Genomic DNA, 14,465 nt, shown 5'->3' on the forward strand with positions numbered 1-14,465 from the left:
GGGCTCGAAATGCACTAACGTATTTGATTCCTGCCGGGGTTGCCCCGGCTTCTTAAGAGAGAAGTAGCGATGAGTAATAAAACCATAAAGTTAGGTAGCATTGAAATTGCAAACGACAAGCCTTTTGTCCTGTTTGGTGGCATGAATGTGCTCGAGTCGCGAGACCTGGCCATGCAGATCGCCGAGACCTATGCGGAAGTTACTCAGAAGCTGGGGATCCCTTATGTGTTTAAGGCGTCATTTGACAAGGCGAACCGCTCATCGGTTAACTCATATCGCGGCCCAGGCATGGAAGAGGGACTGAAGATCTTCCAGGAGATCAAAGACACCTTTAATCTGCCACTGATCACCGATGTGCACGAGCCGTACCAGTGTCAGCCCGTAGCAGAGGTGGTGGATATCATTCAGCTACCGGCCTTCCTGGCGCGTCAGACAGATCTTGTGGTGGCCATGGCCAAGACAGGTGCCATCATCAACGTGAAGAAGCCACAGTTCCTGGCGCCCCATGAGATGCGCCACATCATCACCAAGTTTAACGAGGCGGGTAACGACGAGATCATCCTGTGTGAGCGCGGCTCTTGCTTCGGCTACAACAACCTAGTGGTCGACATGCTGGGCATGGATGAGATGAAGCAGTCAGGCTACCCTGTGATCTTCGATGCTACCCACGCCCTGCAGCGCCCAGGTGGACGCAGTGACAGCGCGGGCGGTCGTCGTGCTCAGGCCACAGAGCTGGCTCGTAGCGGCATGGCGTTGGGCTTAGCGGGTCTGTTTATCGAGGCTCATCCTGATCCAGACAATGCCAAGTGCGACGGTCCATGTGCCTTGCCACTGCATCAGCTGGAAAACTACTTGACCCAGATGAAGGCCATAGACGATCTGGTGAAGTCTTTCGACCCAATCGACACCAGCAAGTAAGTCTCTTTACGCTGCCCTTAGTTATTAAAGCCCCGCCTGTGCGGGGCTTTTTGTTGGCCGGTCAAATAGTTGTAGATTGGGTTCTGCGCCTACCTTTCATGAGCCATTTTCACTCGCGCCAAGGCAGCTTAAGCGCTAGGCTAATACCCCCTTTATCAGAGTAGCGCCTATGTGGATCGTCTTTACCTTTCTCGCCGCCTTCATGCAGTCCTGGCGTAACGCCTTGCAGAGCCAGCTTAGCCGTGACGTGAAGGTCGCGGGGGTGACACTGGCGCGCTTTATTTGGGCGGGGCCCATCGCCGCCTGTTATCTCATGGCCCTCTATCTCTGGCTGCCGCCTGAACAGGCCATTGGCGCCTCGCCGTTTCCCGCCCCATTCTGGGGCTTTGTGAGCGGCGCAGCCCTGATGCAGATTGTGGCCACCGGCCTGATGGTCAAGCTGTTTCAGCTAAGAGACTTCGCCATAGGGGCGGGTCTGGCCAAGAGTGAGGCGATTGTCGCCGCGGTGTTTGGCGCGCTGTTTTTTGGTACTCAGTTGAGCCTGCTTGGCTGGCTCGGTGTGGTGATTGGCGCAGTGGCCGTACTTTTGATGAGCAAGGGGGCGGGCGTCGCCAGATTATCCCCTCAGGTGTTACTGCTGGGGCTTGCCTGTGGCAGCGCCTTCGCGCTCACCTCACTCTGGGTCAGAGAGGCGAGCCTGGTGCTGGGTTTGCCCTTTCCTCACAGCGCCGCCTGGGTGCTGTTTTGGGTGATAAGCCTGCAGACCGCCATCTTGTTGCTATTTCTCTGGTGGCGGGACCGGCAGACCCTGGCCGCCCTGTGGCGCAGGCCTAAGTTGACCCTGGCCATCAGCGTCACCAGCTGCCTGGGGTCTATCGGTTGGTTCAGTGCCATGGCCTTAGAGGACGTGCCTTATGTGAAGACCTTAGGGCAAGTTGAGGTGTTCTTCACCCTACTAGTGGCGGGGGGCTATCTTAAGCAGAGGGTCAAGCCGAAGGAGATGACCGCCTTGCTGCTGATTGCAGTGGCGGCCATCTTGGTGATCTGGGGATGATTTAGCTTAGGCGGTCTGGTAGCGGGCCAGGATGGTGCCCAGGCTCTCAGAGGCCTGCGATAGCTGACTGACACCGATTGAAGACTGGTTGGCCAGCTCCTTGATCACGTTAGCCTGCTGCCTAATCTCACTCAGTTCCGAGGCGATATCGTTGGCCACGGCGCTCTGCTCCTCCGAGGACGCCGCTATCTGGAAGCTCATGTCGATCACCGATTGTGACGATTCGTTGATGGCGCTGACGTCTGTGCCTATCTCGGTGATCAACGACTGGCTGGATTGGGCCTGCTTAACCGTGCGCTGGGTGATGTGGTCGATATTGTTGGTTTCCTGCTGCAGGTTCTCGATCATCGCCTGGATCTCTACCGTGGCCGACTGAGTACGGCTGGCCAGGGTTCTTACCTCATCGGCAACCACGGCGAAGCCGCGGCCCATCTCACCGGCGCGGGCGGCCTCGATGGCGGCGTTGAGCGCCAGCAGGTTGGTCTGCTCCGAGATGGCGTTGATGGTGGTGATCACCTCGTTGATCTTGGTGGCGTTGACCTTGAGGGTGCTGACCGAGTCCGAGGTCTGCTCGATGAAGCCCGAGAGCTGCTGAATATCCTTGATCGCCTTCTGCACCCGCTCGTAACTCTGACGCACAGATTGCGAGTTTTGCTCTACCTTTTCCACCGAGCTATTGGAGATGTTAGAGACCTCTCCGGCGGAAGCCGTCATCTCTTCCATGGCGGTGGCCACAGAGTCGAGAGAAAGATACTGCTGCTCTATCTGGCGCTCACTCTCCTGGTTTTCTGAGGCAAATGAACTGGCGGTGCTATGCAAGGTCTCGGCGCTATCCTTGACCGTCACCACGAGTTCGGTGAGTGTGTCCATGGCGTTATCCAGGGCGCAGCCTATGGTACCAAACTCATCGCGGCCCGGGTGGAAGCCCAGGCGTGAGGTGAGGTCGCCCTTGGCGATATTCTTGGTGGTGGTCCACAGCACCCAGAGGGCGCCGCCGATGAAGGTGGCGTTCCAGTAGAGCAGGACGGAGAAGGGCAGCAACCAGAGATAGGTCAGCAGCAGGCTGTAGAGGGCCGATTGTCTGGCGTCTCGCTCACGGCTGGCGACATTCTGCGTCAGGGATAGATTCTGCCCCGAGGCGCTGCGTACCACGGCGGTAATGCTGTCTTGGGTGCGGCTGGAGCTGGCCTGACCGCTGTGCTGGATATTAAGGCTGGCAAACTTGTCGGTTTGGCCGCTGGCCTCCAAGGCGCGAACCATGCCCGATAGTTCGCCCTCCAGTGCCATCATGGAGCCTTGCTCTATGGTGTCTATGCTCTCCTGGTAGCGGCTGACGCCGAGACAGGTGATGGCGATGAAAAATAGCACCCCGATGACCCAGAATTTATCGTTAATAGACATCTTGATGAAGAGTTTGTCTATGGTGCGAAAATTAACTTCTCTCATAGTTTTTTCCGTCTCAATTTAAGGCTGAGGCCTTAGACAATAGTAGAATAAAATGCGGCGACACCCTTAAAATTACGCCTTTTTTACTAATAAATACAGGATGGTTTAACGTTTTTTTTACATAGATCTAGGCTAGGTCGAGATTCCCATGCGTCCCTTGAACCAAGGGGGCAGCGTCAGCGCCAATTGGCTGGCGAGCAGGCCAAAGCTGGCCCCGGCGAGCAGATCCCCAAGATAGTGATAGTTCAGGCTCAATTGCCCGGCGACGACGGCCAGCATACAGCCTATCCAGAGGAGCATCAGCTTGGGCATATGGCGCCAGAAGGTGAAGGCGAGGGCGAAGGTCAGCAGGGCATGACCCGAGGGGAAGGAGTCGTAGGCAAGTCCCTGGGCAAAGGGATGAAAGGCCTCGATGCGATCGGCGACCCAGGAGGGATTATGGCCATCGCTCAGGGTTATCCAGCTCTCAGGCCAGGTGCGACCGAAACTCCATTTGGCGACCCAGCGAATGGAGAAGGCAAATATTAGGGTGAGCACCAGTTCCAGTGCCAGGGCCTGAAACCTGGTGCGAAATCGCTCGCTAATGCAGGCGAAGATAGTCAGCCCCGCGAGAAACTCCAGCAGCAGCGGCATTTTACTCAAGAGTTTTAACCCTGGGTGAGAGAGCTCTTGTGCATGCATCAGGTCGGCCAGCTGGCGGTCGATAAAATGAACCGAGATCAGCACCAGGGTAAGTAGCAGGCCGTAGAGTAGCAGGGCGCCTTTGGGGCTACTGGGAAAGAGGTGTTTTAGCATGGATTTGGGTATCTATGGGAGAAGAAAGCTCTAGCCTAAGGGAAATCTGAGGGCTTGCAAAGCTTGTTGCCTCACACTCTGCATAACTCTTGGCTTAACCCTCAGCTTAAGTTTCTGCTGAGCCGAGCTGGGCAAGGCCATAGCTAAGCGAGTGGTGATTTTCAGGGTATTGGCTTGGTAAAACCTGCTTGCAGGCTAGCGAGGTGAGCAGAGGATGTGAGAAGGTGAGCGTCATGGTGGCTGGGCGATGCCTAGCCACCATGACGAAGGGTCAAGTGCGCAGGCTCTCGATCAGGTAGTTGAGGCTAGGGCTCTCTTCTAAGTTACTGGTTGGGAAGACGTTGTACTTAGGTGGAATCAGCCAGTCACGCTGCACTAGCTCATCGAGCAGATCCAGGTATTGCACGCTGGTCTTACCCACAAGCAGGTTGTCCAGGCTGCGGGTTTTAGACAGGTGCAACATGTCGAGGAAGCCACTCAGGTAGAGGTGATCCTTGGTGAAGCCACCACCGCGATAGACACGGGCCGTGGTCGAGAAGGCATCGTCCTTGTCCATCTCAAGCTCATCGATCAGATAGCTGTAGGTGAGGTAGAAGTCCTGCTCCTTGAGCATGGAATCAACCGCCAGCACACGCGCGGCCAGGGTATTGAGACGAGAATGTGCCATGAAACCTGCCTTCAACTCGGCCAGAATTGCCAGGCCTTCCTGGGTATAGGTCGAGCCGGGCAGTCCCAGACGCAACACCTTGAGCGATTGCTGCTTGGCGTTGAGCGTGGTGGCCATATGCACCCCCAGCTCATGCTGGATCAGGCGCTGTACCTCGCTCTCGTGAAACTGGGCATGGCTGCTGATTGCCAGCTGCGCCGGGTTTGAGCTGACCATGGCGCGGGCGACGATGGCGCCGCTGAGGCCTATCTTACAGCGCATCTGCCACTGCTCGGCACTCTGCTTCATCAGCTCACATACCTGTTGGGCGTTAAGGCTTTCCCCTCTATCTTCTGGGATCTCCTTGGCGTACAGCAGGAACTTGGCGTTGGCAATCGCGCTCTTATCCGGGCGGCCATGGTAACGCAGCGAGTTGTAAACGAAGCCTTCCTGGCCGACACTGGTCAAGAGGTCTATCTGTTCGCCCAGCTTGTTGACGATATCCTTGTAGAGCTGCTTGAGCGCGGGATCGGCAATATTGTCTATGGGCAGACGATAGAGGCGATATTTAAACTCGTTGGCATCTATGGGGAGCTGGCGATAGGCGAAGTTTGGCTTGAAGCGGCTCGGCGCCTTCATGAAGCGTCGACGCTCTGCCGTCAAATTGGTCGGGTTGACATATTTTAGGGTGTCGACCTTCTGCGCCAGGCGGAACAGCGCGGCGTCAATCTCCAGTACCTCGGGCTCGATGGCGCTGCTGAGCATGTCGGCGCGGCGGGTCTTGCTTTGACGATTGAGCTTACGCTGGAAATAGGCGCTGGTGGCACTAAAGGCGTTTTTCAGCCCCAGCTTAAGATCGTCCAGCACTATGGGGTAGACCTCTCCGGTTAGCTCGTCCATAAACACCTTCTTGATCTCCGTCGGCAACACTAAGGTGCGGTCGAAGCGGGCGTTGGTGTGGGCGATCAGGTAGCCGCGGCCCTCGAAGGCCACGTCCAGTTCGGCATCCAGCTCTATGTTGGGCAGTGTGATGGTCTTAAGCTCTCGCTTGAACTTGTGGACCACGCTGCCCCAGCGCTCCATATCGATCTGCGAGGTGCCTATGTTAAACACGGGCGTGGGCTTCTCGATGCGCTTGTAGTTGTAGGAATGCAGGTCGAAGACGATCACCATGCCAAACATGCTCTCAAGCTTGGCGATCAGCGCCTCGTACAGGCGATAGAAATCCTGGTGCTTGGCATGGCTGATGGCGCGCTGCTTGGCGCTGAGGGGCTTGCGCCAGACCTGTTTCATCCAGGCGGACTTGTAATAGGTACTCAGGCTCTTGGGGCGGTTGAGATCGTACTCGAAGCGCGAATCGCTGCCCGCCAGGGTGATCGGCTGCGAGGCGATCACCTCGTCGGTGAAGGGATCTTCTTCGAAGTAACGCTCCTCGGCGCTGAGCTGGCACTGCTTGACCAGCTCTGGGCGCAGGTTGTGCCCCGCATGGATAGCGGTACACACGACGGGCAGATACTCTTGGATGGTGATCACACAGCCGGAGGAGGCCAGCTGGCCTGAGAATGTCTCCCCGCGTTTAATCAGGGAGAGCATCTGGTCGAGACTATAGGTTTGCATTTTCTACCGCTTGACGATATGCACTCTTACGTTGCATCAATAGCTCTTTGGAGTTGATGATGTTCTCGGCGAAATCGATCACCTGTTTTTGCAGACGTACGCGGTTGAGTTTGTTGATACGCGTGATGCCGCCCGGACTGAGGACGTTTACCTCGACCAGCTTATTGCCGATCACATCCAGACCGGTGAAGTAGAGGCCGTCGCGCACCAGTTTTGGGCCGATTGCGGCGCACAGCTCGCGCTCTTCACGTGTAATAGTGTGTCTGACCACGCTGCCGCCGGCATGGACGTTAGATCTAAACTCGCCCGAGGCCGGTACGCGGCGCATGGCGCCAATGGGCTCACCGTTGAGCATCAATATACGCTTATCGCCTTCCTCGGCACCTTCGATGTAATCTTGCAGGATCACATAGTTGCTCTGTTCATCCGTGCCGATGTAGAAGTCCAGCAGTGAGCTGAAGTTTTGGCGTGCGCTCTTTTCGATCACGATAACGCCATGACCGCCGAAGCCGTTCAGCGGCTTGAGGATCATCTTATCGCTGTCGCTCTCTTCCAGTACCCTTTGTAGGTAGTCGCGGTTCTTCGACACGTGAGTGGTAGGAATATACTGGCTCGCCGCACCGCTCATGCTGGCGGTGTAGAGTTTGTTGTTGGCGACCCTGAGTCCCTCGAGATCGTTGATGATCAGTGTGTCGCCTTTGACCGAATCCAAGAAGTTAAGCGCCAGGTTATCCAGTGGTGGATTAGCGCGCATAAAGATGCAGTCGAAGCCGGCCATGGGCAGGCGCGCCTTATGAAATTCGGCGGTGCGATAAAAGCGGGGAATGTTGTCCGATATCTTCATCCCTTTCTTGATGATTTGACAAAACCCGTAGACGCTACTGTCACGAATGGTCAGCCCACTGGTAGTGGTGATGGCAACGGTATGACCACGCTGCGCGCACTCATGAACTAATCTCAGGGTGGTATCTGATTCAGGATCGATACGCTCCCACGGGTACATCAAAAAACAGATGTGCATTCTTTAAGCAACCTCATCTTCTGGGGGAGATTCCACATATTCATACTGCTCAACACGCTTATTACTCGTGCTGTTTAGGGTGTGGAACTTTTTGGGTTCGCGGGTAAGCTTGATGTACTTCAGCCATACATGCTCAAGCTTGGTATTTGCCTTGTTGGGGTGTTTCAGTACCTTAACAAAGTGTTTTTCCTCTGCAGTTTCAGGCTCAAGATCGCCTGCCTCAAAGGCTTGCATAGTGTCGCCATATAGGCTTAACAATTCAGCTTCAGACAAGGTAAACTCTCCGGACTTACTGAAGCCGCGGGGAAAGTTTTTGTCATCAAAAAAACGCTTTTGACCAAAACGAAATGACTCTTCTGACATAACAACCTCTCACTGTGATAGCAACGCTGTAACTACAGGGTTTTTCGATCGCGAAATTATGATTTTTGTCGTTAAAAGAGAAACAAAACTTTTTTATCGTCACCATTAGGATTAGTTGTTATTCTCTCGGTGAAATTGACCGAGAGACCAAAATGGACGTCAAAGTATTTAAGACCTTTCTAGAGGTGGCCAGAACAAGGCATTTCGGCCGTGCGGCAGAGAATCTCTATATTACTCAGGCGGCGGTGAGCGCCCGGATTAAGCAGCTGGAGTCCTTCTTCGATTCCGCCCTGTTTGTGCGTAATCGCAACAGCATTCAACTCACCACCTCGGGCGAGCGCCTGGTGCCCTATGCCGAGGTGATGGTGAGTACCCTGGAGCAGGCGAAGAACGAGCTGGCGTTGACCAGTCACAAGGCGTTGCAACTGACCATGGCGGGCACGCCCAATATTTGGGATGCCTATTTGCAGCACTGCCTGAGCAAGGTGACTGACGCCTTCGGCGGCTATGGCTTCCTGGCCGAGGCGCTCAGTCGCGAGCAGCTAAACCGTAACTTGCTTGAGCGCACCTTGGACATGGCCTTTGCCTTTGACCCGCTTAAGTCGGAGGAGTTGGTGTGCAAACAGGTCGCGGATCTTATCTTGGTGTTGGTCTCGACCCGTCCCTGCGATCAGTCAGAAGCTCTGAGCGAAAAGTATGTCTATGTGGATTGGGGGACACGATTCGCCTCGGAGCATGCGGAGAGACACTATCGTATGCCACCACCTTATCTGCGTACCTCTACCGGACGTATCGCTCTGGACTTTATTCTCGACAAGGCGGGGTCGGCTTATCTGCCGCTGTCGATCGTGGAGCCATTTCTACAGTCCGGTCAGCTTTATCGCGTCGAAGGGGTAGAACCCTGGAATCGTCCCATCTATCTCTCCTACCGTAAAGACAGCGGCTCGCTGGAGGCGATTATCAAGATTGAGGAGCTGGTTAAGGAGATCGATCCCCTGACCGCCTTCAGTCTGCAACAGATTGGCCAGCTTGGCTGACAATCGAATAGAGGAGGCAGACTAATCGTCGGCCTCGTCCCTCTGCTTGCGCCTGATGGCGATGCCGATACAGAAGGCGGCGCCGCCCCAGGTCAGGCTTAAGGCAAGCAGCATCATGATAAGGGCACTTTGACTCATGACTTGTCTCCCGGGTGTTTATCTGGATAGCCTGGCGATTTGCTGGTGAAGTTAATCAGTACGGCGAAGAAGAGCATGGTGCCCACTAAGCCCCAACCTAAGAAAAGTTGATCGGCAATGGGATAATCGCCATAGCCGTTGACTAGGGTGTTGTAGAGATTCTTTATCAGTATGGTGGCTAAGATAGCCGGGCTGATGAAGCGCAGGCAGACGACAAACCAAGCGCCTACCCTGAACTCGGAGTTTTCATTGGCATGCTCATGAATCACTGTTACCTTCAGTAGCCAGGTGATGATCAGCAGCTCCAGCAGGCAGCTTAGTAGCAGGGCGATGTTGTTGATAAAGTAGTCCACCAGATCCAGCAGCAGTAGGCCACCATTGGTGGCAAAGGCCATGGAAACCAGATAGCCAATGCTGCACACCAGTACCGCGGCGGGCCTGCGACGCGCATGGAACTTGTCGATGACCGCGCTGGTGACCGCTTCTATGATGGAGATGTGCGAGCTTAATCCGGCGATCACCAGGGCGATGAAGAAGAGTGGCCCCAGAATGTAGGGGGCCGGCATCAGGTTGATCGCCGTGGGTATGGTGACAAACGCTAGGCCTATACCCGAGCTGACCACCTCGGTCAGGGGCTTCATCTGTTCCTCGGCCATGTAGCCCAGCACACCGAAGATCAGTATGCCCGCCAGAATCGAGAAGCCACAGTTGATCAACACCGTCATGAAGGCGTTGTTATTGATGTCGGCCTTGCTGGGCAGGTAGCTGGAATAGGCGAGCATGATGGCGAAGCCGACGCTGAGGGTGAAGAAGATCTGTCCATAGGCGGCGGACCATACCTGGGTGTCCAGCAGCCGGCTAAAGTCTGGCTCAAACAGATAGTTGAGCCCAGATAGCGCCCCAGGCAGAAACAGGATGCGACCTATCAGCACCAATACCATGATAAACAACACGGGCATCATGATCTTGTTGGCGCGCTCAATTCCCCCCTTCACCCCGGTAAAGACTGCCATGAAGGTCATCAGCCAGGCGATGCTCATGGCGATGGCTATGCCGACTTGAAATTCACCCAGATGGGAAGGTGAGTTGTTTCCTAGTTTAAGATATTGATTAAAAAAGAAGTCATTGGGATTGTCTCCCCAGGCCAGGCTGAAGGAGAAGCCGAGATAGGAGAGGGTCCAGCCGATGACGGCTACATAGTAGACGGCGATCACCGCGGCGATGAACACCTGGAACCAGCCGAGCCATTCGAGCCTGAAACCGAGGGTATGACCGAGCTGGGCGAAGATGCGTGGCGAGGTCTTCTTTAGCTTATGGCCCAGGCTAAATTCCATGATCATAAAGGGGATACCGGCGGTGAGCATGGCGAACAGATAGGGAATAAAGAAGGCGCCGCCGCCGTTGTCATAGGCCATATAGGGGAAGCGCCAGATGTTACCCAGTCCTATGGCCGAACCGACCGCCGCCAATATAAAACCTACCCTAGAGTTCCACTGCTCTCGTTTCATCTATCACCTCGAGCCTCGCGCCTTTTAAGAATAATTCTAGACGCTTATGTCGAGGTCAGAGCAGAAAATCTCCTGCCTTATATATGACTTATGTGTGGCTTCATGTGCAGACGTATTTCAGGCCTTGTCGTCGCACTCGAGAGACTTAAGCTGCCGGTAGATGGCCTCATTGGTTGGTGTGGCGAGGCCGTGGACGGCGGCGCGGCTCAGCAAGTAGCCGGTGATCGCCTCAATCTCGGTCTGGCGGCCGTGGTGGATATCCTGATGCATGGAGGAGTAGTTGCCGGCGGTCAGCTCGATCACCCGATAGACGCGCTCGGTCAGCTGCTGTCGCTCCAGCGCAATCCCCTCGGCGTTTGCCACGGCGATCACCTCCCCAATCAGAGCCAGTATGGTCGGCCTGAACTGCTCATCGGCCAGTTTACCGTTAGGACAGTCATTGATGGCGGTTAGCGGGTTGATGGCGATATTGATGGCGAGTTTCTGCCACAGCATGGGCAGGATGGGCTCGCACCACTCGCTGTTGCTGATAGCCGCGAGCAGAGCCTGGCGTAGATTCGCCGCAAGGGGGGCACCCTGGGCATGGCCAAGCTGTGTCAGGCCGGCACCCGTCTGTTTAATCTGCCACCTGCCGAGTTTCAGGGCGCCCTGGGAGGTGGTGCCCAGGCTAAGACCGCGGCCTGCCAGATGTGGTGCCACACTCAGGTGGGGCCCCAGACCGTTGTGCAGCAACAATATGTGTGTGTCGGTAGAGAGAGTCTTTAACAGGGGCAGTAGCGCCGCCTCGACCTGATAGGCCTTGACGCAGACGATTAGTAGCTCACAGCTTGCCAGCCCTGTTTGGTCGATGAACTGCGCTTGACGCTTTAGCGTCTTGCCATCGAGGTCGGTCAGTGCCAGCTCCTGGCTGCCGGCCTGTGCGTCTCTGGCCATGAGCACAGGCGCGAGCCCGTGAATGGATAGCTGGTGGAAAATAAGTTGACCTATGGCGCCGGCGCCGAGGATTACTATTTTTCCTAGCTGAGTTTCACCGGAGTGAGCTTCACCGGGCTGGGTTTCAATGGGTTGAGTCTTGCCTGGTCGCATCTCGTTTTGCTTAGCCTTATCTAAAGTGGTCATGGTTGGGTCTTGGCTCTGGTTTTATTGACCTCGGCTTTATTGGTCCCGGCTTTATTGGCCCCGGCTTTATTGAACATGCTGGCCTTGATATAGCGGCGGTAGAGCCAGAGGCCGAAGTAAAACAAGAGCACGCCCACCATGTCGGCGATGAAGTCGGCGGTGGAGGCGCTGCGATAGGGCAGGCGAGACTGTACCAGTTCGATAAAGAGGGCATAGCCGGCCAGGATGCCCGCCAGGCTGTACCACTTAGGTTCGAAGGCGAGATGGGTCAATAGCGCCAGAGCGAAGAAGCTGCCTAGATGACCAAGCTTATCCATGTGTGGGATCACTTGTGGGTAGTTAGGGCGGGAGAATACCAGGTAACTGATCACTATGATGGAAAGAAGAAGCGCTATCTTAAAAAAGGTTTTTCGAGAATTCACGGGTCGCTTAGGTTAAGTGGCTTTGCCCAATCATAGGAAAATGTCATCTTAAAGTCATTAAGAAACGCCTGTTAGAACATTAAGAAATTTTGGCGCTCTCTGGCCCGAGCGGGTAAACTAGCGGGCAGATAAAGTGGTTCGGGCCTGTTGAACTTTTAAGTTTCATTTTTGTTCAATCTAAACGCGTTTAGATGAACCCCTTGGGCAGCGTTTGTAGGCAATTTCTACGGCGTTATCGCCAGTTTGTGTAGAATGCTACACGACACAGGCCCTACCTTATATAAATCACCTGCAGCTGCTGTAAAACCAACAGCAAAGATCTACAGGCCCTAAACAGAGGATGATAAATATGCCTTCGATGGATATCGTATCGGAAGTAAACGAAGTTGAACTTCGCAACGCCGTAGACAATACGCGCCGTGAACTGGATAGCCGTTTCGATTTTCGTGGTGTCGAGTGCGAAGTCACCTATAAAGATCATCAGGTGACCCTGTCATCTGAGTCCGATTTCCAGTGCCAGCAGATGGTGGATATGCTGCGTAACCAACTGAGTAAGCGTAACGTCGACCCGGCTTCCATGGACGTTGCAGAGAAGGCGATTCACAGCGGTAAGACCTTCTCGCTTAAGGTGACCTTTAAAGAGGGGATCGACAGCCTGGTAGCCAAGAAGCTGGTGAAGCTGATCAAAGACAGCAAACTTAAGGTGCAGGCAGCCATTCAGGGCGACTCGATTCGAGTGACCGGTAAGAAGCGTGATGATCTGCAGGCGGTGATGGCCATTGCCCGCGAATCGGATCTGGGTCAGCCGTTCCAGTTCAACAACTTCAGAGACTAATCATAGTCAATGATGTCAAAAGCCCCGCCGATTGAGCGGGGCTTTTTATTGCCTGTTTTTAGCGGCCTACTCGGTAAATGATGGCTAGTCGCTTGCCTGTCGCTCCTCGGACGGATTTAAGGGGGCGGCTTGCTCGTCACCGTTGGGATGCGGCGCATGTTTCTGCACCAGCAAGATGAGTCCCAGCACAGGGAAACCTATGATGCTGGCGGCGACGAAGAAGTTCACATAGCCGAAGGCATCGATATATTGGCCCGAGAAGCCCGCCACAAACTTGGGGAACAGCAGCATGATGGAGGAGAGCAGGGCATACTGGGTGGCGCTATAACCACTGCTGGTCAGGCTGGAGAGATAGGCGATGAAGGCCGCGGTGGCGATGCCGGCGCTGAAGTTATCGATGGAGATCACCGCAGTCAACAGCTCGAGGTTATAGCCCACCATGGCCTGATAGGCGAAGAGTAGGTTGGTGACCGCCACCATGAAGGCGCCGAGGAAGAGGATCTTCATGGTGCCGTAACGGGCCAGTAGCATGCCGCCGGCACCGGCGCCCACCAGGGTCATGATCAGGCCATAGACCTTACTCAGGGTGGCGATCTCCGTCTTAGAGAAGCCCATGTCGACATAGAAGACATTGGCCATGATCCCCATGACGATATCCGAGATACGGTAGCAGGAGATCAGCAGCAGGATCAGCAGGGCGCTGCGGCCGTAACGCTTAAAGAAATCGACGAAGGGCAATATGCTGGCGGTATAGAGCCAGGAGGCGGCGGCCGCCACAGGTTTGGGGTAGCGGGCGGACAGACTCTGCTGCATGGCCGATTCAATCGCGTCAGCCTCCTTGGCCTCTACCTTAGGCTCGCTGCTCATCAGTGTGGTGAAGATGCCGATGAACATGAGTCCGGCCATCACCAGGTAGGCGGTCTGCCAAGAGGCCAGATCATAGGCCTCGCTGTTGGGGTCGACCCAGGCGGCTATGGTCAGAGCCCCTGCCGTAGCGACAATCATGGCGCTACGATAGCCCACCTGATAGGCGGCGGCGAGGGCCGCCTGCATCTTCTGCGGCGCGGACTCGATACGAAAGGCGTCGATAACAATATCCTGGGTGGCCGAGGCAAAGGCGACCATGAGGGCGAACAGCGCCAGGCGCTCCAGGTCGGCCAAGGGGTCACTCTGGCTCATGCCTAAGATGGCGAGCACCAGCAGGGTCTGGGCAAATAGCATCCAGCCGCGGCGCCGTCCCAATATTTGGGTGAAGAAGGGCAGCGACATGCGATCGACCAGAGGTGACCAGGCCCACTTGAAGCCATAGGCCAGGGCTATCCAGCTGAAGTAGCCGATGGCGGTGCGATCTATGCCGGCCTCTCTGAGCCAGAAGGAGAGGGTCGAAAATACCAGCATCAAGGGCAGGCCGGCGGAAAAGCCGAGAAACAGCAGGATCAATACCCGCTTGTGGAAATAGATGGTGAGGGCGTCTCGCAATCGGGAAACTCGGGATGCAATCAAAATAGCAGTCGGCTTTGTCAGGCTAGGTGGGGTTAGCTTAAAC

At 55.3% G+C, this 14,465-nt stretch carries 14 protein-coding genes; 4 read left to right on the forward strand and 10 right to left on the reverse strand.

The genetic code is table 11. The features are described from left to right. The first annotated feature begins 69 nt into the window (after positions 1 to 69). A complete protein-coding gene (kdsA, locus tag DB48_RS04105) occupies positions 70 to 918 on the forward strand; it encodes a 3-deoxy-8-phosphooctulonate synthase (protein ID WP_041509052.1) in 849 nt (282 codons plus the stop codon). A 169-nt stretch (positions 919 to 1,087) separates the two neighbouring features. After that, positions 1,088 to 1,972: a DMT family transporter gene (locus tag DB48_RS04110; RefSeq protein ID WP_041509053.1), complete on the forward strand. Its 885-nt coding sequence runs from the start codon at positions 1,088 to 1,090 to the stop codon at positions 1,970 to 1,972. Between the two features lie 6 nt (positions 1,973 to 1,978). Here the strand turns inward: DB48_RS04110 and DB48_RS04115 are convergent, their stop codons facing one another. From DB48_RS04115 to DB48_RS04135, 5 genes are all read right to left on the reverse strand, one after another. Continuing rightward, a complete protein-coding gene (locus tag DB48_RS04115) occupies positions 1,979 to 3,418 on the reverse strand; it encodes a methyl-accepting chemotaxis protein (protein WP_041509054.1) in 1,440 nt (479 codons plus the stop codon). Between the two features lie 132 nt (positions 3,419 to 3,550). Then, the gene (locus tag DB48_RS04120) at positions 3,551 to 4,213 is read right to left on the reverse strand and encodes a phosphatase PAP2 family protein (protein ID WP_041509055.1); all 663 of its coding nucleotides are present in this window, start codon (positions 4,211 to 4,213) and stop codon (positions 3,551 to 3,553) included. A 271-nt stretch (positions 4,214 to 4,484) separates the two neighbouring features. Then, entirely contained in the window at positions 4,485 to 6,476 is a 1,992-nt protein-coding gene (locus tag DB48_RS04125; RefSeq protein WP_041509056.1) for a flavohemoglobin expression-modulating QEGLA motif protein, read from the reverse strand. Continuing rightward, positions 6,463 to 7,497, reverse strand: a complete 1,035-nt coding sequence (gshB, locus tag DB48_RS04130) for a glutathione synthase (protein ID WP_041509057.1) — start codon at positions 7,495 to 7,497, stop codon at positions 6,463 to 6,465. Before gshB ends, DB48_RS04125 begins: the two co-directional genes overlap by 14 nt. Before the next feature lie 3 nt (positions 7,498 to 7,500). Continuing rightward, on the reverse strand, positions 7,501 to 7,860 hold the full coding sequence (locus DB48_RS04135; RefSeq protein WP_041509058.1) for a DUF413 domain-containing protein: 360 nt from the start codon (positions 7,858 to 7,860) through the stop codon (positions 7,501 to 7,503). A 152-nt stretch (positions 7,861 to 8,012) separates the two neighbouring features. Between DB48_RS04135 and DB48_RS04140 the strand changes: the two genes are divergently transcribed. After that, the gene (locus DB48_RS04140) at positions 8,013 to 8,897 is read left to right on the forward strand and encodes a LysR family transcriptional regulator (protein WP_041509059.1); all 885 of its coding nucleotides are present in this window, start codon (positions 8,013 to 8,015) and stop codon (positions 8,895 to 8,897) included. Between the two features lie 21 nt (positions 8,898 to 8,918). On the opposite strand, the gene DB48_RS20050 is transcribed toward DB48_RS04140, so the two are convergent. From DB48_RS20050 to DB48_RS04155, 4 genes are all read right to left on the reverse strand, one after another. Further along, a complete protein-coding gene (locus DB48_RS20050) occupies positions 8,919 to 9,035 on the reverse strand; it encodes a MetS family NSS transporter small subunit (protein ID WP_152619090.1) in 117 nt (38 codons plus the stop codon). Beyond that, a complete protein-coding gene (locus tag DB48_RS04145; protein ID WP_041509060.1) occupies positions 9,032 to 10,543 on the reverse strand; it encodes a sodium-dependent transporter in 1,512 nt (503 codons plus the stop codon). The genes DB48_RS20050 and DB48_RS04145 overlap by 4 nt, the downstream gene beginning before the upstream one ends. 117 nt (positions 10,544 to 10,660) lie before the next feature. Further along, positions 10,661 to 11,662 carry a ketopantoate reductase family protein gene (locus tag DB48_RS04150; protein ID WP_235375333.1) on the reverse strand — a complete coding sequence of 334 codons (1,002 nt, stop codon included), beginning with the start codon at positions 11,660 to 11,662 and terminating at the stop codon, positions 10,661 to 10,663. Further along, positions 11,659 to 12,084, reverse strand: a complete 426-nt coding sequence (locus DB48_RS04155) for a VanZ family protein (RefSeq protein WP_052813651.1) — start codon at positions 12,082 to 12,084, stop codon at positions 11,659 to 11,661. Before DB48_RS04155 ends, DB48_RS04150 begins: the two co-directional genes overlap by 4 nt. A 349-nt stretch (positions 12,085 to 12,433) precedes the next feature. Here DB48_RS04155 and DB48_RS04160 point away from each other — a divergent pair, with 349 nt between their 5' ends. After that, on the forward strand, positions 12,434 to 12,919 hold the full coding sequence (locus tag DB48_RS04160) for a YajQ family cyclic di-GMP-binding protein (RefSeq protein WP_041509061.1): 486 nt from the start codon (positions 12,434 to 12,436) through the stop codon (positions 12,917 to 12,919). Positions 12,920 to 13,003: 84 nt separating this feature from the next. On the opposite strand, the gene DB48_RS04165 is transcribed toward DB48_RS04160, so the two are convergent. After that, complete coding sequence (locus DB48_RS04165) at positions 13,004 to 14,422, reverse strand: AmpG family muropeptide MFS transporter (RefSeq protein ID WP_041509062.1); 1,419 nt, start codon at positions 14,420 to 14,422, stop codon at positions 13,004 to 13,006. Between the last annotated feature and the right edge of the window lie 43 nt (positions 14,423 to 14,465).

Origin of the sequence: Shewanella sp. cp20 (assembly GCF_000832025.1) — a bacterium.
Lineage (GTDB): Bacteria > Pseudomonadota > Gammaproteobacteria > Enterobacterales > Shewanellaceae > Shewanella.